The organism is Candidatus Leptovillus gracilis, assembly GCA_016716065.1.
Lineage (GTDB): Bacteria > Chloroflexota > Anaerolineae > Promineifilales > Promineifilaceae > Leptovillus > Leptovillus gracilis.
Window position 1 is genome coordinate 1 of record JADJXA010000025.1, and the last position, 20237, is coordinate 20237.

The window sequence follows — 20237 nt, forward strand, 5'->3', positions numbered from 1 at the left end:
TTGGCTCTCCAGGAAGCGCACTGGTCGTTACCGCCGGTTCCGGGTGGTGTAGATACGTCAAGGCTCAGCAGGGTTAGTCCAGCCGCTCGGTCTGGCTGAAGCTCCTGGGCATCCTCCGGCAAAGGTAGATATATCTCTTACAGCGTCGTCGGGCGAATGGTCCCGGCGATGCCGTTCAAGAAAGCGCCGCCGGGACCAGCAGCGTTATCCCCACGCAGACCAGGCTGATGAATAGGTTTTTTGAAGTGATACTGGATTTCTTCTGTTGTCATGGGTTCCTTTTTGGTTTAGTTGATAGTTGATAGTTGGGAGTTGGGAGTTGGGAGTTGGGAGTTGGGACTCCACCCCTCGTTGACAATTGACAATTAACAATTGACAATCTCCTCTTCCTCTTCCACTTCACAATTCAAACTTCACAATTCACAATTCAAACTTCACCACCGGGTATGATTTGCAGTCCGCTCTCTAGCAGACCAGCCCTTCTTCGCCGGGGGGCAGGTGGAGGTTCTCGGTCAGGACCGGGTCAGCCGCCAGGAAGCGGCGCGGCCGGGGGGCGGTATGCCTCGGCTGCTGGCCGTCAGGACGGGCAAACTGCCTGACAGCAGCGGTCCATTGCTCCAGCAGCACCGGCCGCCTCCACCCCCGCCGCGCCTCATTTCCCTCCCCACCGCCCACCCCTCCCCTCTCGTCATCCTCGTCATCCTCGTCATCTTCTCGTCATCTTCGTTATCTTCCGTCATCCTCGTCATCCTCCTCGCTCTCCCCCTCTTCCTCTAGCCTCGCCTGGCTCTCTCTAGCTCTAGCTCTTCCCAGGCAGCCCATGCAAAACTAGCCGGACGCCGGGCACGGCCGTGGGCGGCCAGCAGCGCGGCCAACAGCAGCTGCCGCCGCGCCCATTCCTGTCCGCGACAGCCGAAGATGAGCGCCCCGCGCGGCAGCCCGCCATAGCGGTCGGTCGGCCATTCCAGCCACTGCCGCACCTGCCGGTCGGCCATCAGCCGTCCCGCCGCCGCTTCCAACGCTCCCGCCGCCGCCCCGCGGCGCTGCCGCGCCGGCGCCGCCAGCCACTTTTGTGCAGCCCGTTCAGGTCGCCCAGCGGCGCTTCCTCCAGCAAAGGTCAGCCCGTGCGATGGACGCCCATCAGGCGAAACCATTGTCGCCGCCGCGCCCGCCGCCGTGATTCGCTCTCGCCGCCTACGGCCGCCAGTGGGTCGAAGCCGTCTATCACCGCCGCGCCGTCTATGTCCAGATAGTGCAGCCTGTCGCCTTCGGCCGCCCCGCGCCCCAACAGCCGGGTGACGGCCGGTTTCCGTTTCAGCCGGGGAGCCAGGTCGCCGACCCGTCGAGGATGACCAGCCCGCCATGACCGGTGGCGATGGTCTGGGTCAACCCGGCCACCAGCCAGTCGGCGGCTGCTGCGCCGTACAGGTTGACCCGCCCTGGCCCGGCCAGCATCTGCCCCGCCTGGTTCCAACCCAACAGCCAACTGTCGCCTTCGCCGGAGGTGGGCAGCAGGTCGGCGGGCGGCTCTGCCGGCTGCCAGGCGGCCGCCAGCCCCATCCCTACCGGCGGCGGTTCGGGCAGCCGCCAGCCTGTTTGTTTCACCCCATTTGGCGAGGGCAAGTAGGCTCCGCCTGTTTCTTCGCCGCTGACGAAGAGGCTGCCATCCACGATGTGGGCGGTAAACGGCCGTTCCCCAGGGCAGGTCGGCGGCGGCGGCCAGCAGCTCCGGCTCAGCCGGCGGCACTGTTTCTTGGTGCAAGACGAAGCCGAAGTCATCGGCCATCTGCCACAGCAGCGGCGCGTAGAGCAGCGGCACGCCCAGCCACAGTTGGGACACCGCCCCCGGTTGGTAGCGCAAGGCCACTCGCCCACCGGCCACCGGCCCCGACAGCAGCCGCGCGCTCCGCCCCACCCCAGATGCCTCCCGATAGCGCACCCGAAACCAGGCGACGGCCGTTTCCCATCGTTGTTGTTCTCGTTTGGCCCAATGTTGTTGCAATCGTTTCATTTGTCCTTCCTTTGTCGGGCAGGCCGTCGGCCTATGGCGCAGACGGCCATCCAGCCGCTTACCCGGCTGGCTGCCCGGCGCTATAACTTCCCCAGAACGGGTTGCCCGTCTCCTCTTCATCTACCGGCAGGTCGCTGGCTAGCATCTTCGCCTCTAATTCCTCAATCATCACCGTCACGATAATCCGCGACCATTCGTTATACTTCCGCGCATTGGGCTAACACCTCCGCCTGTAACCGCTCGAATTCTTCTAAGACTGAACTACTCATTGTTCCTCCACCAGTTGATAGTTGATAGTTGGGAGTTGGGAGTGGATAGTTGGGAGTGGATAGTGGATAGTTGGGAGTTGGGAGTGGTTGGTAACCAGTGGTCAACACTCCGCACTCCGCACTCCGCACTCCGCACTCCGCACTCCGCATTCCGCACTCCGCACTCCGCACTCCGTTGACAATTGACAATGAACCATTGACAATTTCTTCTTCCACTTCACAATTCACAATTCCCCCCTTCGACAAGCTCAGGGCAGGCTATTCACAATTCAAACTTCATCAGCTTCCCAACAGGCACTGCCGTTCCATCGGCCGCAGCACCATCTGCACCTTCTCCGCTCGTCCCTTGTAGCGCACGACGGCGCGGCCGGCGCCGGCTTCTTTGTTGCTGCTGTAGCGGGCCAGGAACTGCACGTGGGAGGAGAGAATCTCGCCGGGATACTGCTGGGCGAAGCGGGCCGCCGCCTTCTCCGGCAGCGGGAAGGTGACGCTCCAGGCCAGGTTGTCGAGAATCATCTGCCCCGCCGCCACGTTGATGCCCGCCTGCATGGATTCGGCGCGCGCCCCTTCCACGCCGATGAACGCCTCCAGGTTCTGGTCTATCATGATGACCGCCGCCCCATAGGTGCGCACCGTCTTGACCATGTGGGCCAGGAAACCCATCAGCCGCGATTCCCGCGCCATGTAGTGGACCTCGTCCACGAAGATGGCCCGCTTACGCGGATGCCGCCGCACCTGCAAGTTGATGCCCGCCAGCACCGCGTAGTAGAACAACGCCCGCCGCTGCTCCGGCACATGCTGGAAGTTGAACAACACCAACCGCTCTTGCAGCGTCAGGTCCAGGTTGCTCGGCCCATTAAACACCGGCGCATAATCCCCATAGACGTACAGACTCTCTATCTCCTGCGCCAGAGAAGAAGCAGCACCGCCGACGAGAGAGGGGGAGACTGGGAGACTTGGAGACGGGGAGACAAGGAGACTTGGAGAGGTCGTCTCCCGTTCTCCTTGTCTCCCGTTCTCCCAGTCTCCTCGTCTCCCGTTCTCCCAGTCTTCTTCCGCGACGATGTGCAGTTGGCGGCAGAAGCTCTCCAGGGTCGGGGTCAGGGTGCGGTCTACCAGGAGTTCGCTCTGCCAGTCGTAGTGGGCGTAGGTCTGGCGCAGCGCTTTGCGGATGGCGGCGACTTCGGCGTTGTCGAAGCGGCGGGGTTGGTGGCCGACAGGGTCCAAGAGCAAAGCCAGCAGGGTGATAACGTGGTCGTACTGCTCGGTCTCGTTCTCGTAGACCACGTCGAGGATGTTCAGCCGCGCCTTGTCGTAGGAGATTTCGTGGTAGGAGACGTTCTCCCCACCGGCCAGCGCCGCCAACCGGCGGCAGTGGCCCTGCGGTTCCAGGAAGATGGCCTGCACGTCTTGCTCGACCAGCCGCCAGGCCAATGCCTGCGAAAACACTGTTTTGCCCAGGCCTGTGAGTCCTAGGATGATGGCATGAAAGGGGTCGTTGCCTTTCCATTCCAGGAAGCTGACGTGGGGACTGTTCTCGTCGTGGGAGATGCCGACATAGATGCCGTTGGTCTCCTGTTCTCGCCCTATCCCCCACATCCCGGCGCAGACGGCCGCGCCGCTGCTCAGGACGTTGTGGTGGCCGTGCGGCAAGCCTGTCGGCCGCGCCTCCGGACCGAACATCGCCCCCGCCGCCGCCTGGTAGCCGTGCAGACTGTCCAGCTTGAAGTAGGCGCTCTGGGTGTTGCGCAGGTGGCGCAGCCGCTCGCGCAGCCGGTCTACCTTTTTGTCCAATACCATGAACAGCACCTGCACGTGGTGGACCGCCTCGCTGCGCGCCAGCAGCGCCTGTACCGCTTCTTGCTTCGCTTGCTCGGCGTCGAGGTTTTCATTGCTGCGCCGCATCCCTTCCCAGAAGTTGGTCGCCCCGGACACCCGCTCCGGATGTACCTTGCGCGCGTCCACGCAGATGATGAGCGGCCCGCTGGCCGAGGTGATGATGTCGCCTAACGGCCGCTGCCAATCCCAGGTGCGGGTCAACTGATACGAGGCGATGACGCCGTAGCGGTAGCGGCTGTTGTCCACCTGCAACCGGCCCGTCCCCCTGTCGCGCAGCACCGGGACCATGTGGTCTATCGTCTCGGCGTACTCGCCGCTGATGGGCAGCTGCGGGTAGCCCGGTTCGGCGCGCACCAACCAGTGGGTCAGGTCGGCCGGTGACAGGACGTTGGCGTAATCTATCAGGTAGTGGCGGCATTTGAGGAAGTCGGCCTGGGCTATCTCTTCCAGCAGCCGCACCTCTTCCAGCAGCCCGCGCCGCGCTCGCTCGTCGCTGCGGCTCATCGCCAGCCGCCGTCGGCTGCGAAGCAGGTTGTCTAGCCGTGTTGGCAGGACCATCGTCAACTGCCGGTAGTCGCCCAGCGGTCCGGCAAACAGCCCGGTCAGCGCCCCGATAATGCCCGCCTGCTCGGTAGGCTCGATTTGACTAAAGTTGGGTAGTGATAGTTGATATATTTTCATTTCGGATTTCGGATTTCGGATTTTGGATTGCGGAATGCGGATTGCGGATTTCGGATTTCGGAACCTGTCCTGAGCTTGCCGAAGGATTGCGGAAGGATTGCGGAAGGTGGATGCCGGAGCCTGTCTTGTTGCAGAATTGCCCGCTGCCACAGCAACGGCCGTTCTTCACTCCGCAATCCGCAATCCGCAATCATCATTCCTTTTGCCATTGGGACTCGATATTAACGACGCGCGGGTGGGCGATGGTCTGGCGCGCCCGGACCTGGGCGTAGACCAGCAGGCGCATCCAGACCATCTCCCGCGCAAGTCGTGGCCGGCGGCGTAGGCCAGGACCATCAGCAGCGGCGCCATCCACCACGGCAGATTCAGCATCCCGATGCCCACCACCAGGCTGACGATGACGAACATGAATTGGGTCATCGTCAACCGGGGCAGGATGAGCGCTTTGTTTTGCCGCACGAACTCGGTGTGAAAGTGGGTGTACATTCCTCTGGCCTACGCCCTTCGCCTTACAGCCCGCAGAGGGTGAACAGGTCGGGGATGCCGAAGCCTGTCAGGATTTGCACCCCGATTTCCGTCGAGAAGGCCAACAGGATGAGGCCGAGGAACACCGTCCCGGCTATCGCCCCTATCTGCGCCCCCTGGGTGGGGATGATGGCCGCCGCCTGTTTCTTGAAACCCAGGATGGCCACCGCCAGGATGAGCAGCGCCCCGCCCATCAGTTGGGCGGTGTACAGCCCACGGTCGTAGGTGTCACAGATGGCTGGTGGTGGCGCTTCGCCTTCGGCGCAGCCCGCCAGGACCACGACCATCAGGAGCAGCAGCGGGATGACGCGCCGCAGAAGGCGGCTGGTGGCTGGTGGCTGATAGTCGGTTGCCGACAACCGTTGGTCGGTTGCCGACAACCGTTGGTCGGTTGCCGACAATCGTTGGTCGGTTGCCGACAGTCGGCGGTCGGTTTGTTTTGTTTGATGCAATGCATTCTCGTGCATGATGTTTTTTCTTCTTTCCTCCATTCTTGATAATGAGTTGACAGTTGACAGTTAACAGTTGGTAGTTGGTAGTTGATAGTTGGTAGTTGGTAGTTGACAATTAACAATTGACAATTGATATTCGTTCGTTTGTTGGACGGGGAGAGGATGGGGGATTGTGGTTTGCTGAACATCCTGCAAGAATCCGCAATCCGCAATCCCCTCATCCTCCTCCTTCGCCTCTGGCTCCCCAGAGCCATCGGCCAATTTGCACCACCAGGGGCGTCTCCGGTCCGGGATGGGGGAAGCTCAGGCTTGCCTGAGCCGTCTCCCCCGCTTCGAGCAGTCGCTCACTGGCAAACCCGCTCATTAACCCACTTCCTAACCCGCTTCCATAGGCATCACCTCCTTCACTTGGTATCTGGATATACTCACCCGGCAGCAGCACCGCGCCGGGACCGGGGTTGTAGACGCTCACGGCCACCGTCACCTCACCGCGCGCGGCGTCCCAGGTGGCGGTTGGCTCGCCGGCTTCTAACTGCTCCAGCAGGTTGGGCGCTTCGCCCAGGCGGATAAAGGCGCTCTCACCGCCGGGCAGCTCCCCGGTAGACGGCCGTCACCCCTCCCCACCGCTGTTGGCCGGCAGAGCAAAACGCAGCTGCCAGGTCACCTCAGCCGGCAGGGGCACGGCCGTCGTCTGGTGGCTCTGTCCGTGCAGCGACAACAAGCCGGCTCCCTGCCCGGCGCCCGTTATCTCCACCAGCAGTTCGCCGCTGCGGCTGTCGCTGTAAACCACGTCGGTTATCTGCAAGTCACCACCGGCGAAAAACGGCTCCCCCATTTCCCGGTAAACGGCCGTCTGCGCATCTTCGCCCGTCAGGTCATAGGCCGCCTGGACGATGGGCACAGCCTCGGCGGAGCTGGCCGGCAGGGCGAACAGAGTCATGCCCACCCGGTTCTGCGACAGCAGTCCCGCCGCTTCATGGTTGGCCTTTGTCTCCGTCTGCGTCACCACGAAGGCGAGGGCGTAGCCGGTGTCGCTCGTCAGCCGCAGCCGGTCGCCCGGCAGCAGGTCGGCGACCACCTTCTCCGGCAGCCCAATGGCATAATTCAGCACCGTGCCGAACACCCAGACGGCCACTGGATTGTCCGAGGCCATCACCGCCGCGTTGTAGGGCAGTTCCCCCCGGTTGCTCACCCGCGCCGGGTCTATCGGTAGAGCGATGACCTTCTCCGTCGCCTGGTAGCGGATTTCCAACGCGCTCGGCCGGCCCAGCGTCAGACTACCGCCCAACCCGCCTATCGTCTGCAAGGCGTCATCGGCTCCAGTCGGCAGCGCTGGCGTCGGGCTGGGCGACGGTTCGGCCGTCGCCCCACTCTCTTCGACCAGCGCCAACGTCGCGCCTTCGAGGGTCTCGACAGCCTGGGCTACCCGCCCCGGTCTGTTGTAGACGGCCAGGAAGCCAAACAGCGCCACAACCGCCACAAAAACAGCTAACTTGGTGTAGGTCCGCCGCCGCTCCTGCTGCTGCTCCGGCGACCCTTCTTTCACATCCTGGACCATCGGGGCCAGCCCTTTGTCGTAAACCTGCCCCAGGTTCACCGGCGTGGTACTCGGCCTTCCATCCGGCTGGATGTAATCCCCTTGCTCGAACTCGCTCAACCGCTGCCGCAAATACGCCAGCATCTCGTTCTCCGCCGTATCTTTCTCCGCCTCGCGCATCTCCCGGTTCAGCGCCTCTCGCACCTTCTCCTGATACTCCGGCAGAATCCGGCTCAGTTGTTCATCTGCTTTCTTCTTCCTCGTCATCGTCGTCTCCCATGTGGATTGCGGAGTGCGGAGTGCGGATTGCGGAACCCTTTCCCGCTATCTCGGTCTCCTACTCTTGCTTTCGCTCTCGCTCTCGCTCTTCCTCTTCCTCTAGCTCTCGCTCTAGCTCTAGCTGCTCTGGCTAACGGGCAAAAACACCGGCAGCCGCACGGCCGGCAGGCCAAGACTAATCGGCTCATTGACCATGCCGGGGCGCACGCGGGCCGACCAGGCGGAGACGAAGGGCGTCGCCACCCGCTCGAAAGGGGCGTTGGTCAAGGTAAAGAGCGCCTCCCCTTGGAGATTGGTGAAGCTGCGAACCAACCGCTGCCCCTGGCTGTCCACCGCCAGCACGCTGACATTCGGGACGCCTTCGCCGGGGTCGGTCTGCCGGTTGTTGTTGGCGTCGTAGTAGATGAGGACCCGCGCCGTCGTCACCTGCGGCGTGGCCGCCGGCTGCGCCGGGCCTAACAGGTGCAGGGTGAGAGTAGCGCTTACGGCCGTTGTCGGAGTGAGCGTTGGCGTTGCGGTTGACAATGCCGGGCCGGATGGGCCTGTCGGACCGGATGGACCGGATGGACCGGTCGGTCCCACAAAAGGCGGCGTTATCGTCGGCGGAGTCGTCGGCGTCGGGGATGGCGTCGGGGACGGCGTGGGCGTCGGTGAAGATGTCACCGTGGGCGATGGCGTCATGGTCGGCGTGGGGTCGGTCAGGCCGACGTGCAGCTCGTAGCTGCCGCTGGCGATGCCGCCCGGCGATACGCGGGCAATGTACCAGCCATCGGCGGGCACGGTGAACAGCACCGCCGAACCTAAATCCGTCGCCGTGCTGTCGTCGTTTTCGGCCAGCAGCTGCGCCCCCTGCCACACCTGAAGGTACGTGTCCAGGTTGTGGGACGAACGGGTGTGCAGGTTGACGATTTGCCCCGTCTTGAGGTACAGGGCGTAGTAGTCCACATCGCCCTGGTGCAGCGTCGCCGGAACCATGCCCCAACTGACCGGCGTCGCCGTCTCGGGTGTGTCGTTGGGTTCAAAGGCGTCGGGTTGGACGCCGCCACTGTCTGGCGTGGCGCTGGGGACGGCCGTCGGCGTTTCCGTCGCGTCTACGGTGGGCGTCAGGTAGACCACCGGCGGCGTCGGGTTGGGCGTCTGGGCCAGCAGCGGCGATGCGGCCAGGGCGACGATGAGCATGAATAGGGCGATGGCCCAGGGATACGGCTTAGATTTCATCGGATGTGTCTCCTTCTGTCGGCGGTGCCGCGGAGCGGCGCAACAAGGTGGGTGGCGACGCGGTAGGCGGCGGCGCGGTGGGCGGCGGCGCGGTGGGCGGCGGTGCGGTGGGCGGCGGTGCGGTGGGCGGCGGCGCGGTGGGCGGTGTCGCGGTGGGCGGTGTCGCGGTGGGCGGTACGGCCGTTGTTTGCGGGATAGATAGTCCACCTTCCAGGCCACTCAGGTCGCGGCTAAACGCCTGCGCCTGGGTGGGCGTATAACCCTGCCCCGTTAGATACGGCGCGATTGCCTGCCCCGTTTGCAGCCGCACGGCGATGCGTTCCAGGTCTTGGGCTGTCAGTTGCAGCCGCTCGATGCCTTCCAGCACGGCGCGGACAGCGCCTGTCTGCGGTCCAAAGTGGCTGGGGTTGCCGACGGCCGTGGCCAGGTCGGCGTCGCTGCGCCCGCCCGCGGCCAGGTTATCAGCCATCGCCTTGACTAACTCCGCCTGGCTCATCTCGCGGCGTGGCTGCAGGACGGTATCGGCGACGGCCGTCAATTGTTCCCGGTTTAGCGGGGACTCCGGCAGAGCGTCGCCGCGTTGGAACGAGGCCACAATGTCCTGGGCCGATTGTCCCGCCGCCTGCGCCGCCGCTACCTGGGCGACGACGGCGTCAATCGCCGCCTGTACCGCCGCCGCGCCGTGTTCGCTCACGGCCGTTTGCAGCGTCTCCGCCCGCTCCGGCCCCACCACGTCCACCAGCACCCGCTGCGTCTGCGTGGCCGCCGGCCCCTCCAGGTTGGCGGCCAGACTGGCTAACCCCGCCTGCCGGTTGGCTGTCAGTGGAGAAAGACGGATGTCAGGCGCGGATGAGAACGCGAAAGGAGCGGTTGGCGCGTTGGCGGTGCTGCCGGTGGGCGACGTGGCAGCGCTGCCTTCATTATTAGCAGGCGGTGTCGGGGCATTGGCTGGCGCGTTGGCTGTGCCGCCGCCAGACGGCAGTGTGGCGGTATCTCCCGCGCCATCGGTTCGCTGCGCCGGTGCATTGCCCGTTCTGCCGCCGCCCCATTCGTCATCCCGCCAGCGCCCCCGCCCTGCGGCTGACCACCCATCAGGACGACGGCCGTAGCCGCCAATTTGCTCATAGGCGCTGCGCAGGGATGGCGATAATTTAGTCGTCAACCACAGACTGGAGCCGAAGCTCGACATGCTCGACCCTGCCCGCAGGTAGTCCATCAGGTCCGGTTCGTGAACCTGCGGCTCGCCGTCGCGGAAGTTGCGGCCAAAGGTGCGCACTTCGTGAACGGTTTCAATCATGTTGCGGGCCGTGGGCGATTTCCCCACAGCGTAGCCGGCCATCGCCTCCAACTGCCGCACCCGGCCGTCGGCTTTCTCCGGGTCTGTGTTCAGGTAGCCGCCGCCCGCTTTCGCGTCGGCCTTCAACATGCCTGCCGCCGCCAATGCCCCGCCGCCGACCGCCAGCGCCAGGCCCGCGCCGACGCCGGTGACGGCCGCGTTGCGGCCCATGTTGACCAGGTCGGTCCCGGTCGCCCCGCCGGTCATCACGCCGCCGCCAAAGAGGTGCATCCCGGCCATCGCCAGCTTAAACGCCCCCTGGATGCGCCAGACGAGGATGACGACAGCGATAATCGCCGCGCCGATGTACAGCCCGATGCCCCGTTGGGCGGCAATCGCCAGCAGCCCGATGACTATCGAAGCGATGATGACGCTGAGGAAGGTCTCGATGAACAGGTTGATGAACTGCCGCAGGTAAGCGCCGATGAACGCTTCGGTGTGGACGAAGAAGGCCAGCATCATGGCGAAGGGCACGCCGGCGTAGAGCAAGAGCGCCGCGCCGGTCAGCGCCAGGCGCAGGAAATGGTCGGCGATGGCTGTGGGGATGGCGATGAGGGCGAACAGCAGCCGCTCCAGCCCTTCGGCGGCCAGCCGTTTGGCAGCTTCCTGGTCGGCTTCGTCGGCCAGGTTGATGGACGATGGGTCGCCGTAGGGGAAGTAGGCGGCGGCAAACAGCGCCGGGAACTCGGTGTTGCCCAGTTCGGCCACGTTGCCGATGGACAGGAAGTAGGCCACCAAGTCGAAGCTGCCGATGACCCCGTCGCCGGCCGGGTAGACGTCGGGCAGGGCCGCCGGCAGGCCGGTGTCGGTGCCGCCGAACTCCGTGCCGAACAGTTCGCCTTCCGCCTCGGCCAGCGCTGAGGCCTGTACCCCGGCGGTGGCCGCCTGGCGCAAGCCTTCCATCATCTCGATGACCATCACCGGGGTGCTGAAGAAAAAGAATGTCATGAAGCCGTAGAGCAGGAGCTTCTGCGGGTCTACCACCCGTTTGGTGGGGGTGATGCTGCTCATGAGATACCAGACGCCGAGCAGGGTGAGGGCGAAGACAAACAGCGCGCCCATCGGCCCGGCCAGGGCGTTGGTCAGCAGGTCAACCAGGAAAGCGACGTTGGTCGTCAGCCAGTCGTTGACGTCTTCGGCGATGATGGCCATGGAGAGCAGCGAGCGGTCGAGCGACCAGAGCAGCTGCGCCAGGACGTATTGGATGAAGTAGATGGCTTCGGCCAGGGCGCGTCCGGGGTCGAGCATTAGTGGTCTGTCTCCTCGCCCGGGGCGTCTTTGCGCCCGGCGCGCCAGTTGGCGAGACGCTGCATCAGGTAGCCGAACCCCGCGCCGCCGGCAGCGGCCATGAGCAAGATGAAGACCGGCGACAGGCGCGCAGGTTGGCTATCGGAGGGGGATGGCGTGGCAATGGGCGATATGGCAGGCACGGCCGTGGTCGTAGACACAGTTGTGGGCTGTGTGGTTGTGATTGGCGCGGCGGCAGCGAAAACGGCCGTCGTCACCGGCACAACCGGCGGAATCTGTTCATCGGCGTGGTCGCCCTCATGGCCGTCGCCGTGGCCGTGGGCTTCTTCGGCCGTTGGTATCTTGGGCACGGGCAGCGGCGAATCTGGAGCCATGTCGAAGTAGACCCTGTCGTCGCTGTGGAAGGTGAAGTGGTAGGTCAGGGTAAGCGGTACAGGTATGGGCGTCTCGCCATTGGGCGTCTCGCCATTGGGCGTCTCGCCATTGGGCGTCTCGCCATTGGGCGCTGCGCCATTGGGCGCCCCGCCCACCATTACCCCCAGGCCATGCAGCCCGCTCTCGCCCAGAATGGCGGCAGAAATGTCGTCCAACGGACGGGCGAAGAGGAACTGGTACAACCCCGGCGTCACCGGCCAGGCGCATTGGCCCTGGGGGTCGGTGGTGCAGGCGACGGCCGTCTCCTCCGGCAGCCGCGCCAGCTTCACCACTTCACCGGCCAGCGCACGGCCGTTGCTGTCCCGCAGCCGGATGGTGAGCTGCACGGTTGTCTCGCCCTGGGCAACGGCCGTGCGCATCGGCACGGCCAACAATACAAACCAAACCACCGCGCCACAAAACACGCCCAACCACCAGCCTCGTTTCACCCATTCACTCTGTTTCATCATCATGTCGTCCTATTCGCCCTGTTGCAAAATCCGCAAATTTCGCAGATTCTCATCCTCTTCCCGTTGACCATTGGCTATTAGCCATCAGCTATTAGCTATTGACCTCTTCGACAAGCTCAGAGCCAGCCCTGAGTACCCCGAAGGGGCAGGCTATTCGCTCTTCTCTTCCGTTGACCATTAGCTATTGGCTATTGACCATTCACTCTTCTCTTCTACTTCACAATTCACAATTCACAATTCAAACTTCACAATTCAATAGGGTTCATGCTCTTTCCAGCGCGGCAGCCCATTGCGCGTTTTGGCCGTCCGGCTCACATACGGTGAACGACGCGGACGGAAAATAATCACCAGGAGCACCACCACAGAAAGGATGAGCAGCAGCATCAATACCTCCATCTACGCCTCCTCTTCCTGGGGCTTGTCGTTTAAGAAGCGCACCTGGTCGGCGCGCACTTCGTAGTTCGCGCCCATCGTGCCGTCGCTGCGCTTGTACAAGCGCGGTCCGCCGCTGGCCGGGTCCGGCGTCAGCCGCCCAGCAACCAGCACTTTACTGCCGCGCTGGAGGTACTGGTGGCACGCCTCCGCCTGCCCGCCCGTCACCTGCACGCGAAACCATGTGGTTTCGCTGGTCAACTCGCCAGTCTCCCCGGAACGCCACTTGCGCTCCGTCGCCAGGCTAAAATTCGTGACGGCCGTGCCATCCGGCATTGTCCGCATCTCCGGCTCCCGTCCTAATCGGCCGACTAATGTCAGTTGTTGGTACATGGTTCCTTCCTTGTAGCTAGAGCGAGAGCTAGAGCGAGAGCGAGAGCTAGAGCGAGAGCTAGAGTGGTCGCTCTTTTTGAACAATTGACCATTTCTTCTTCACTCCGCACTCCGCACTCCGCAATTCGCAATCCGCACTCCGCAATCCGCAATCACTCCGCCCACCCCGCCGGGTCCACCAGATTGCCGTGTTGGTACATCGTCCAGTGCAGGTGGCTGCCGGTGGAGCAGCCGGTGCTGCCCATTTCGGCGATGTTTTGCCCGGCGCTGACGCCGCCGCCCGTGAGCAGGAAGCCGCGCAGGTGGCCCAGGTAGTGGAGCGTCTCGCCGTCGCTCAGGCGCTGGTAGTTGCCCAGCCCTTCGTGCGGCGCTTCCGAGCCGGGGATGTGGGCGCAGTCCGGGCCGCTGCTGTGTGGTCCGGCGTAGTGCAGCGTCCCATTGATGGGCGACCAGACCAGCGTGCCGGCCGTGTTGGCGATGTCCACGCCGTTGTGGAACCACGGCTGCTCTGGCGGACAGCCGTAGCCCGCGCCGTCGATGCCGGTGTAGTAGGCGTTGCAGCCAAAGCCGCGGGTAATGAAACCCGTCGTCGGCCACATGCCGCCGCCGGTTCCGGGGTCGGTGGGACTGCCGGGGTCGCCATCGCCCAGGACGATGGGTGTGGGCGGCGGTGGCTGCTCGGCGTCCTGGTGGGGACCTGTCGGATCGCTGGTCAGCAGAAACCAGATGGGACGCACGGCCGTTTGCCGCCAGTTGGTCAAGAGGCCAATCTCCTGCACCTGGCCGGTTGGGGCGGTGATGCCCAACACCACCTGCCGCGTCTCCTGCGGCTGCAGAGGGGAGAGCAGTTGGCTGTCGGCCAGGGGTAGGTTGGCGGCCAGCAGCGGTTCGTTGCCCGGCTGCCAGCGGCCGGTGACCGGCTGGCTCTGGCCGTGGCTGGCGCGGATGAACAGCAAGTCGGACAGGGGCACGACGATTTCGACGGCGCTGCGGTTGGTCAGGCGGAAGGTGAAATAGTAGAAGCTGGCCTCCGGCTGACGCGGGCTGGGGGCGGTCTGCCAATCTATGAGCCTCAGTACCAGGTTGTTGGGGCCGCCGATGGTCACGTCGCTGTGCATGTAGAAGCTGCCCACCCGGTAGTGGGGCGTTGTCTGTGGGACCGGGGTGGTGAAGCCGATGATGGGCAGGCCGGGGGTCGTGGTCACCGGTGGCTGCGGCGTCTCCGTGATGTAGACCGGCGTGGTCGTCACCCAATAGGGCGTGGGGGTGGCGGCAAACATCGGCGTCACCGTCGTCCACTGCGGCGTGGTGGTGATGTAGGCCGGAACTGGCGTGTCGGCGTAGACCGGCGTCGTGGTTCCCAGGAAGCGGGTCTCGGTGGGCACGGCCGTGGTGGTCGCCGCCGCCCAATAGGCCACCCCGGCCAGCGGGTGGGGGTTTTCCACAGCGCTGATAAGGCCGCAGCCCAAAGAAGAAATGACCCCCAGGCAAATAACAGGCAGCAGGAGCGGCTGTCGTCGTTTGTGGCTGTGGTTGTCCATTACTGCCCTCCCGCGCCACCACCAAACAGCAGCGGCAGGTAGGTCTGGTGGCGAATAGCCAGGTAGTGGGTGGCCCATTCGGTACGGCCGTTGCTCCAGGTGGTCGTAGCGGTGTTGACGGCCGTTTCCGGGATGCTGCCGGTGACTCGCGCGCGGTAGGCGAAACTGCGGCTGTAGTCGGAACCGTAGAAATGGGGCTGCCAACGCAGGGTGGTCCCCGGCGCGGGCGGAAAACCGCGTGATGGCGTATCGGGTCCGGCGTAGGCGTAGGTGAAGCCGCGCTGCCCGGCGCTGTCTTGCAGGCCGATGGCATACCCGGCGGCGGTGAGTGCGTCGGGTTGGGCGATGTGGTCGTAGAGGTAAAAAAGTTCGCTGCCACTGTCTGGTGGCTCCTGGCCTTGTCGGTCCACCGTCAAGGCAATGGCGAAGCGGCTGGTCAGGTCGGGGTTGTCTGCGTGGGGGGCGTCGTGCCACTGGGCGTAGAACACCTGCCTGTCGGCCAGGTAGCCGGCAGGATGGCCGCGTGCCAGCGACCGCCGCCCGTCAGGTCCAGGTCTTGCCACAACCCGGCGATTTTAAGTCCGGGAGATTGCGCCGCCGGCAGCCACCGAGGGTCGCCGTCCGGGGTCTCATGCAGAAAAAGCAGGCCGTTGGCCGACACCCGTATTTGTTCGTAGCGACGGCCGTACAGCACCACGCTATAGCCTTCCGCGCCCAGGTTGAAGGTGACGGCCGTGTCGTCGCAGTCGCCGCCAGCGGCGATGAAGGGGTCGCAGAGGTTGGGCAAGCCATAGCCGCCCAGGTCCAGGTAAGGCAGGCCGTCGGGCAGGCTGGTCAGGCTGGTCAGGCTGTAGTCCAGTCGGCCAGGGGGAATTTCGCCGGTCCAGCGCAAGGTGCGGTTGGCGGGGTTATAGGCCAGGGCGCTGTCGGCCTCCACCAGTTCCACCTGCGGCGGCAGGACATCGGCCAGCGTCACCGTCTCGGTCACGGGACCGCTGTTGCGCAGCGTCACCGTGTAAACCACCTCATCCCCCGGCGCGGCAGTCGAGACGGCCGTCTTCGTCACCGCCGGAACCACCATCGCCACAGTTGAGCCGCTCTCATCCACCGCCACCGCCCGAAAGCCCGCAGCCGCCAGGTCCACAACCGGCAGCCCCATCTCACCAGGCCCCTGCGCCATCACCACCACCCCACCCATTCCCGCCAGCAAGCCCGCCAGCAAAACCCACACAAACCCTTTCATCCTCTCTCCTCTTCTTCGTCCCTTTGTCCCTTCGTCCCTTTGTAATAAATTCCGCCTTCTCTATCTCTAGCTCTCGCTCTTACTCTTCCTCTAGCTCTTACTCTTCCTCTAGCTCTAGCTCTAGCTCTCGCTCTAGCTCTCGCTCTAGCTCTAGCTTCACCCCAGCCGCATACACATCCCGACTCACATAGTCGGTCTGCAACCCACTCCAGGCCAGCAGCGCCCGCCGCGCTTGCAGCGGATGGGCCGCCAGGATGAGGTCAGCGGCCGGCGGCGTGTCGGCCGCCAGGACCACGCCCGGCGCTTCGTCGCAGCTCCCCGTCGCCAACGCGCAGCCCACCACCACCGGACGGCCGTAACGGATGAACGTCGTGCCCGGCGGTGGGTCGCCGCTGGCATAGATGGCAAATACGTGGAGCGTTGGTTCCGTTCCGACGGCGCTGAGGAAGGGGTAGGCGTCCGGCCCTAACGCTCCCGTGAGGCCCTGCCCCGGCAGTCGGTTTTCGCTCACGGGCACTGGCCCCGTCCAGCTCTGACCGCCATCGGCCGACCAGGCGGCGTAGGCGGTGTAGCGGTCACGGGGTGGAACGCCGCCGGCGCCGCTGTCTTCGTAGAAGGGGGTCCAGCCGTCGGGAATGCCATTGGTGAAGGTGTCCATACGGCCGTTGACCAGCTCGCCACCCGCCAGGGTCGCTCCGTCCCAAACCGCTTCGTTGTGGGCGCGGATGGCGTCGGGCCGGGCGCGCAGGAAAAGGGTGACGCTGTTGGAAACTGCCGTGCCCGATACGGCAAACGGCGCATACTGGTTGAGCGGGTTGGCCTCGCTCGACCAGAGGACGCCAGCGCCGTTGGGGTTTATGCCGCCGGCCGGGTCCAGCCCGATTTGTAATCTTAAGTTGGCCGGGTTGACGCCTGTCAGGGGGTCGTCGGCGTCGCTGGACCAGGCACGGCCGTAAGCAGTGAAGGTAACGGCCGTGCCCGGCGTGACGTAAACGGTTTGCATCAGGCCACCGTCGAATACGGCGTCTGCGGTATAGAGACGCGTCGCGTTGAACGGGTCGTAGATACGCTCCGGGTGGACCACCGCCAAGGGCGCCAGGGGGTTGACGGCCGTGTAGGTCGGCGGTACAGGCACAGGCGGCGGTGGCGGCGCGGGGATGTGGCTCACCCAGGCGGCGGCCAGGTGGAGGGTTCCATCGGCGGCGCGGGCGCTGTGCAGGGTGACGGCCGTCATGGGCGTCTCCGTCAGCGACAACTGCGTCACCGTCGTCCAGCCCGGCAGCAAGAGCGGCGTCATACCATAGGTACGCAGGTGGAGGATATTACCTTCCAGGTAGCTGAGGGCGAAGCCGCGTTCGTTGGTGTTGGGCGTGGCCGGGTTGTCGTAGAAGGTGGTCAGGCGCGGCGTGTGGCCGGGGCCGAGGCGGACGATGTGCCAGTACAGGTCGTGTTGGTGTTCCGCGTGCCAGATGGCCCCGTCCAGTTCATAGAAGACGTGGGCGCGGTTATTGGCGTCCAGGGTGAGGCGCGGCTTATGGCCTGGCCCCACCTGCCGCCAGAAGTCGAAGTCCGCCTGCCGTGCCCCCAGGTCGGCGGCGCGGTAATGGATTTGCCCATCCTGTTCGTAGACCAGGTGCAGCCGGTTGACGGCTGAAAAGACAAGGTCGGCGTGGACGGCGGGAGCGATGCGCCGCGCCTGCAAGAAGCTGCCACCGCGGGCCACCGAGATGGTCAGGTCGCCGGCCGTCAGCCAGGCCAGGGCCAGCACGTCGTCGCCGACAGCCGCGGCCAGCAATTGTTGGTCGGCGATGTCCAGGCTTTCGTTGCGCAGCGGCGCGGCGGTGAAGGCCAGGGAGTCGTCCAGGGGAAGCGTGTCGGCTGGCAGGCACTCTCCACCGCTGCTCAAGCCGCCCGCGGGCGGCGGCTGCATGAGGTCGGGGTCGAGACCCAACGGCCGTGTCGGCAGGGGGATGAGGCCGTGCGCATCGGGCTGGCAGGCTCCGGCCGGCGGCGGCTCGGCGGCCGCGCAGCCGGCCAGCAAGAGGACCCAAAATAAGGTGGCGAACAGTCCGTGTGTCTTCATAGCCAGCGATTGTAGGCAACCACGGACGGCCTGACAGTGTACGAAAGGACACCATTTTCTTATACTTTAGATCATTGTTTTCTACTACTTTAGATCACTATGGGGGCGTAACCGGGGGTTTTTGCGGCTATTGGCAGCCGGCAGGGAAATGGGCAGGTGGTCTTTATCTTATGATCCGACGACCCGCAGTGTGGGCAGCACACAGCCGTGAACCAGCGCGATTTCAACTGTATTTTCACCCAACGGCCGTATCCAACACCATATCGCACCTGTTATCGGGTTTACACAAAAATCCACAACCGGGAACGCAACCAGGCGTAATGGATAACAAATCGTATGAACAACCAACAGGCGGCAGCGTCTGCAAAACAAGGAAGGAATAAATCATGAACAAAAAACTGACACGCACAAACAATGATGTAATGGTCGCCGGCGTTGCCGGCGGTATCGCCGAATACCTGGCCATTGACCCCATCCTGGTGCGCCTCGCCTTTGTCCTGCTCACCCTATTCGGCGGGCATGGCATCCTGGCCTACCTGATCCTATGGCTCATCATGCCCCAGGAAGACCTCAAAGAGAAAATCCATGTCGGCTAATCTGGCGACTGGTCTCTGGACCGGCCGACCATCCGCAGGCCCCTCTGGCAGTTGCCGGCAGGGGCCTGTTGGTTTTTATTACCCCAGACCCGGCTGTCCCACCGACCTGGCCAGGTCGTGATGGTTTTCTCTCGTTCACTCTTTTTGTCGCCGGGCATGAAGTCGCCTTCTCCAGGGTGCTGCGGGCAGAAGTGAGACAGAGATTGGCAGAGCAAGTGTTCTTATTGGGGATGGTAACATGCCGCCTGGCAGCGGCTTACTAGCGGCAGGGTGAAGATGGCCGGGAAGTTGGGGGTTTGTGACGGCCATTGACACAAACGGCTGTCACCGCCAAATGCAGGCGCAGAATCCCACGAAAGCAAAACCGCCCCGTCGAAACGGAGCGGTTTTGTTTTGTCGCCAGACCGGGGATGGTAGCCTGGAGACAGGCGGGCGGGCAATACGCATACGAGAAGGGGGGTGTATTAACCCTATGTACAGTCGGAGCGTTCCAGTCGCGTTTCTTTTTTGCCAGTTTTTGGGGGGAGGAAGTTTTTTCTCGTATGTTAACCCCGGCTGCACCTGTCCACAGTATACTAAACTTTGCGCCAGATTTCATCCTCCGTATCGTCGAATAGGCAGCCAATCGCCGCCATGCGCTGCTCACCTCAGACACTACCCAATATGGCGTCCCCCAGTTGAATCTGCGCGTTTGACCTGGCCAGACAGCTGAGGGCAGCGCCAGGTTGGGAATGTCACCCGTCGGCCCATCGTGGTCATACCCACGTCAGAATATTTGCCCTGAGCGCGTAATAGGGGAAAATTGTGTCTATGCCCATGACTTATGAAGAGCTTTCCACGGCCGCGGCCGACATCGCCGCCCAACTCCAGGAGACCCACCCCCCGGCCATCCTGCAAATCCGGCGCATCATCGAACAGATCGGGCTGGAGGCCGCCTACGCCTGCCTGCAAAAGGCGCTCGAAGTCGAAGCCCAGGGGGGAATGCTTACCGCCAACAACAAACAGCGCCGCACGCCCGGCGGGACCTATTTCTATATCGTGCGCGGCCAACTCACGCCGGAACAGCGGCAAATTCTCTGGCCGCCGCCCCAATGGCCATCGCGCACCAAGCTGTCGCAATCCGCCAAAGTCCCTTCGCCGCCGCCGTCGCGACAGTCTGGTCGCCAACCCAAGTCCCCTCCCCCGCACCCGACATTACCCTGGGATGCGCGTGAAACCCTGGCCGCCCCGGCCCTGGCAGAAAAAGGAGTCGCCACAACCGTGAAAATCACTCTCGTTGGCCGTCCTGGAAAAGTCATCGAACGTCCTGATGCTGTTATTGTCACCCTGACCGGTCGCAAACCGCCGGCCCTGCCAAAAGGCTTGCCCATCTTGCCCGAAGACGCCGTCACCGTCTTTCTGGTCTACATCGCCAGTAAACAGTGGCAAAAGGTGTCCATGGCCATGCAAAATCCTGAAGACAAATTGGTCATCGAGGGCTACCCCTTCATGGACGCCAAACTGAAGGTCATCGGCGTATTGACGCAAAGCGTAACGACTGTCCTGACGCAGCGCGCCCTGCGCACCAACAGCTAAACCCCCAATTCCCTGTTCCCGCCTTCCCTCTTCTTTGCCGGCTTCCGCACCCTTGCAGACCCTACGGGCTAAGCTGCTTACTGCGACCGCCCAAACCTTCGTGTAACCACTAAGAAAGGCCACCCCCACATGCAGACCCCCAAAGAGAGGATTAA

19 protein-coding genes are annotated in these 20237 nt (G+C 63.9%); 3 read left to right on the plus strand and 16 right to left on the minus strand.

Features of this window, described 5'->3' with window-relative positions:
• Window positions 1-498 precede the first annotated feature (498 nt).
• The gene (locus IPM39_26040; protein MBK8989476.1) at window positions 499-777 is read left to right on the plus strand and encodes a hypothetical protein; all 279 of its coding nucleotides are present in this window, start codon (window positions 499-501) and stop codon (window positions 775-777) included.
• Here IPM39_26040 and IPM39_26045 read toward each other — a convergent pair.
• The 16 genes from IPM39_26045 to IPM39_26120 form a co-directional block, all read right to left on the minus strand.
• The gene (locus tag IPM39_26045) at window positions 774-1154 is read right to left on the minus strand and encodes a hypothetical protein (protein ID MBK8989477.1); all 381 of its coding nucleotides are present in this window, start codon (window positions 1152-1154) and stop codon (window positions 774-776) included. The two genes, IPM39_26040 and IPM39_26045, sit on opposite strands and share 4 nt — an antisense overlap.
• On the minus strand, window positions 1118-2011 hold the full coding sequence (locus IPM39_26050) for a hypothetical protein (GenBank protein ID MBK8989478.1): 894 nt from the start codon (window positions 2009-2011) through the stop codon (window positions 1118-1120). Before IPM39_26050 ends, IPM39_26045 begins: the two co-directional genes overlap by 37 nt.
• A 548-nt stretch (window positions 2012-2559) precedes the next feature.
• Window positions 2560-4800, minus strand: a complete 2241-nt coding sequence (locus IPM39_26055) for a hypothetical protein (GenBank protein MBK8989479.1) — start codon at window positions 4798-4800, stop codon at window positions 2560-2562.
• Between the two features lie 165 nt (window positions 4801-4965).
• The gene (locus IPM39_26060; protein MBK8989480.1) at window positions 4966-5286 is read right to left on the minus strand and encodes a hypothetical protein; all 321 of its coding nucleotides are present in this window, start codon (window positions 5284-5286) and stop codon (window positions 4966-4968) included.
• A gap of 23 nt (window positions 5287-5309) precedes the next feature.
• Entirely contained in the window at window positions 5310-5792 is a 483-nt protein-coding gene (locus IPM39_26065) for a hypothetical protein (GenBank protein ID MBK8989481.1), read from the minus strand.
• Window positions 5793-5994: 202 nt separating this feature from the next.
• Window positions 5995-6249: a hypothetical protein gene (locus IPM39_26070; GenBank protein ID MBK8989482.1), complete on the minus strand. Its 255-nt coding sequence runs from the start codon at window positions 6247-6249 to the stop codon at window positions 5995-5997.
• A 138-nt stretch (window positions 6250-6387) separates the two neighbouring features.
• Window positions 6388-7581 (minus strand): hypothetical protein, encoded by a 1194-nt coding sequence (locus IPM39_26075; protein MBK8989483.1) that lies wholly within the window; start codon window positions 7579-7581, stop codon window positions 6388-6390.
• Between the two features lie 129 nt (window positions 7582-7710).
• A complete protein-coding gene (locus tag IPM39_26080; GenBank protein MBK8989484.1) occupies window positions 7711-8811 on the minus strand; it encodes a PPC domain-containing protein in 1101 nt (366 codons plus the stop codon).
• The gene (locus IPM39_26085) at window positions 8801-11395 is read right to left on the minus strand and encodes a hypothetical protein (GenBank protein MBK8989485.1); all 2595 of its coding nucleotides are present in this window, start codon (window positions 11393-11395) and stop codon (window positions 8801-8803) included. Before IPM39_26085 ends, IPM39_26080 begins: the two co-directional genes overlap by 11 nt.
• Complete coding sequence (locus IPM39_26090; GenBank protein ID MBK8989486.1) at window positions 11395-12282, minus strand: hypothetical protein; 888 nt, start codon at window positions 12280-12282, stop codon at window positions 11395-11397. The genes IPM39_26085 and IPM39_26090 overlap by 1 nt, the downstream gene beginning before the upstream one ends.
• A gap of 249 nt (window positions 12283-12531) precedes the next feature.
• Entirely contained in the window at window positions 12532-12675 is a 144-nt protein-coding gene (locus tag IPM39_26095) for a hypothetical protein (GenBank protein ID MBK8989487.1), read from the minus strand.
• Window positions 12676-13044, minus strand: coding sequence for a single-stranded DNA-binding protein (locus tag IPM39_26100; GenBank protein MBK8989488.1), 369 nt, complete (start codon window positions 13042-13044; stop codon window positions 12676-12678).
• A 152-nt stretch (window positions 13045-13196) separates the two neighbouring features.
• Window positions 13197-14585, minus strand: a complete 1389-nt coding sequence (locus IPM39_26105; protein ID MBK8989489.1) for a M23 family metallopeptidase — start codon at window positions 14583-14585, stop codon at window positions 13197-13199.
• The gene (locus IPM39_26110; protein ID MBK8989490.1) at window positions 14585-15073 is read right to left on the minus strand and encodes a hypothetical protein; all 489 of its coding nucleotides are present in this window, start codon (window positions 15071-15073) and stop codon (window positions 14585-14587) included. The genes IPM39_26105 and IPM39_26110 overlap by 1 nt, the downstream gene beginning before the upstream one ends.
• The gene (locus IPM39_26115) at window positions 15022-15828 is read right to left on the minus strand and encodes a DUF11 domain-containing protein (GenBank protein MBK8989491.1); all 807 of its coding nucleotides are present in this window, start codon (window positions 15826-15828) and stop codon (window positions 15022-15024) included. The genes IPM39_26110 and IPM39_26115 overlap by 52 nt, the downstream gene beginning before the upstream one ends.
• Before the next feature lie 97 nt (window positions 15829-15925).
• Window positions 15926-17911, minus strand: coding sequence for a hypothetical protein (locus tag IPM39_26120; protein ID MBK8989492.1), 1986 nt, complete (start codon window positions 17909-17911; stop codon window positions 15926-15928).
• A 386-nt stretch (window positions 17912-18297) separates the two neighbouring features.
• On the opposite strand from IPM39_26120, the gene IPM39_26125 reads away from it, so the two are divergent.
• Window positions 18298-18507 (plus strand): PspC domain-containing protein, encoded by a 210-nt coding sequence (locus IPM39_26125; GenBank protein ID MBK8989493.1) that lies wholly within the window; start codon window positions 18298-18300, stop codon window positions 18505-18507.
• Window positions 18508-19311: 804 nt separating this feature from the next.
• Complete coding sequence (locus tag IPM39_26130) at window positions 19312-20082, plus strand: hypothetical protein (protein MBK8989494.1); 771 nt, start codon at window positions 19312-19314, stop codon at window positions 20080-20082.
• Window positions 20083-20237 lie beyond the last annotated feature (155 nt).

Bases quoted from the DNA above. Each gene is read 5' to 3' on its own strand.
- IPM39_26055 (MBK8989479.1), bottom strand. From the start codon at position 4,800: ATGAAAATATATCAACTATCACTACCCAACTTTAGTCAAATCGAGCCT.
- IPM39_26045 (MBK8989477.1), bottom strand. From the start codon at position 1,154: ATGGTTTCGCCTGATGGGCGTCCATCGCACGGGCTGACCTTTGCTGGA.
- IPM39_26115 (MBK8989491.1), bottom strand. From the start codon at position 15,828: ATGAAAGGGTTTGTGTGGGTTTTGCTGGCGGGCTTGCTGGCGGGAATG.
- IPM39_26095 (MBK8989487.1), bottom strand. From the start codon at position 12,675: ATGGAGGTATTGATGCTGCTGCTCATCCTTTCTGTGGTGGTGCTCCTG.
- IPM39_26125 (MBK8989493.1), top strand. From the start codon at position 18,298: ATGAACAAAAAACTGACACGCACAAACAATGATGTAATGGTCGCCGGC.
- IPM39_26100 (MBK8989488.1), bottom strand. From the start codon at position 13,044: ATGTACCAACAACTGACATTAGTCGGCCGATTAGGACGGGAGCCGGAG.
- IPM39_26065 (MBK8989481.1), bottom strand. From the start codon at position 5,792: ATGCACGAGAATGCATTGCATCAAACAAAACAAACCGACCGCCGACTG.
- IPM39_26060 (MBK8989480.1), bottom strand. From the start codon at position 5,286: ATGTACACCCACTTTCACACCGAGTTCGTGCGGCAAAACAAAGCGCTC.
- IPM39_26085 (MBK8989485.1), bottom strand. From the start codon at position 11,395: ATGCTCGACCCCGGACGCGCCCTGGCCGAAGCCATCTACTTCATCCAA.
- IPM39_26090 (MBK8989486.1), bottom strand. From the start codon at position 12,282: ATGATGATGAAACAGAGTGAATGGGTGAAACGAGGCTGGTGGTTGGGC.
- IPM39_26105 (MBK8989489.1), bottom strand. From the start codon at position 14,585: ATGGACAACCACAGCCACAAACGACGACAGCCGCTCCTGCTGCCTGTT.
- IPM39_26050 (MBK8989478.1), bottom strand. From the start codon at position 2,011: ATGAAACGATTGCAACAACATTGGGCCAAACGAGAACAACAACGATGG.
- IPM39_26080 (MBK8989484.1), bottom strand. From the start codon at position 8,811: ATGAAATCTAAGCCGTATCCCTGGGCCATCGCCCTATTCATGCTCATC.
- IPM39_26120 (MBK8989492.1), bottom strand. From the start codon at position 17,911: ATGAAGACACACGGACTGTTCGCCACCTTATTTTGGGTCCTCTTGCTG.
- IPM39_26075 (MBK8989483.1), bottom strand. From the start codon at position 7,581: ATGACGAGGAAGAAGAAAGCAGATGAACAACTGAGCCGGATTCTGCCG.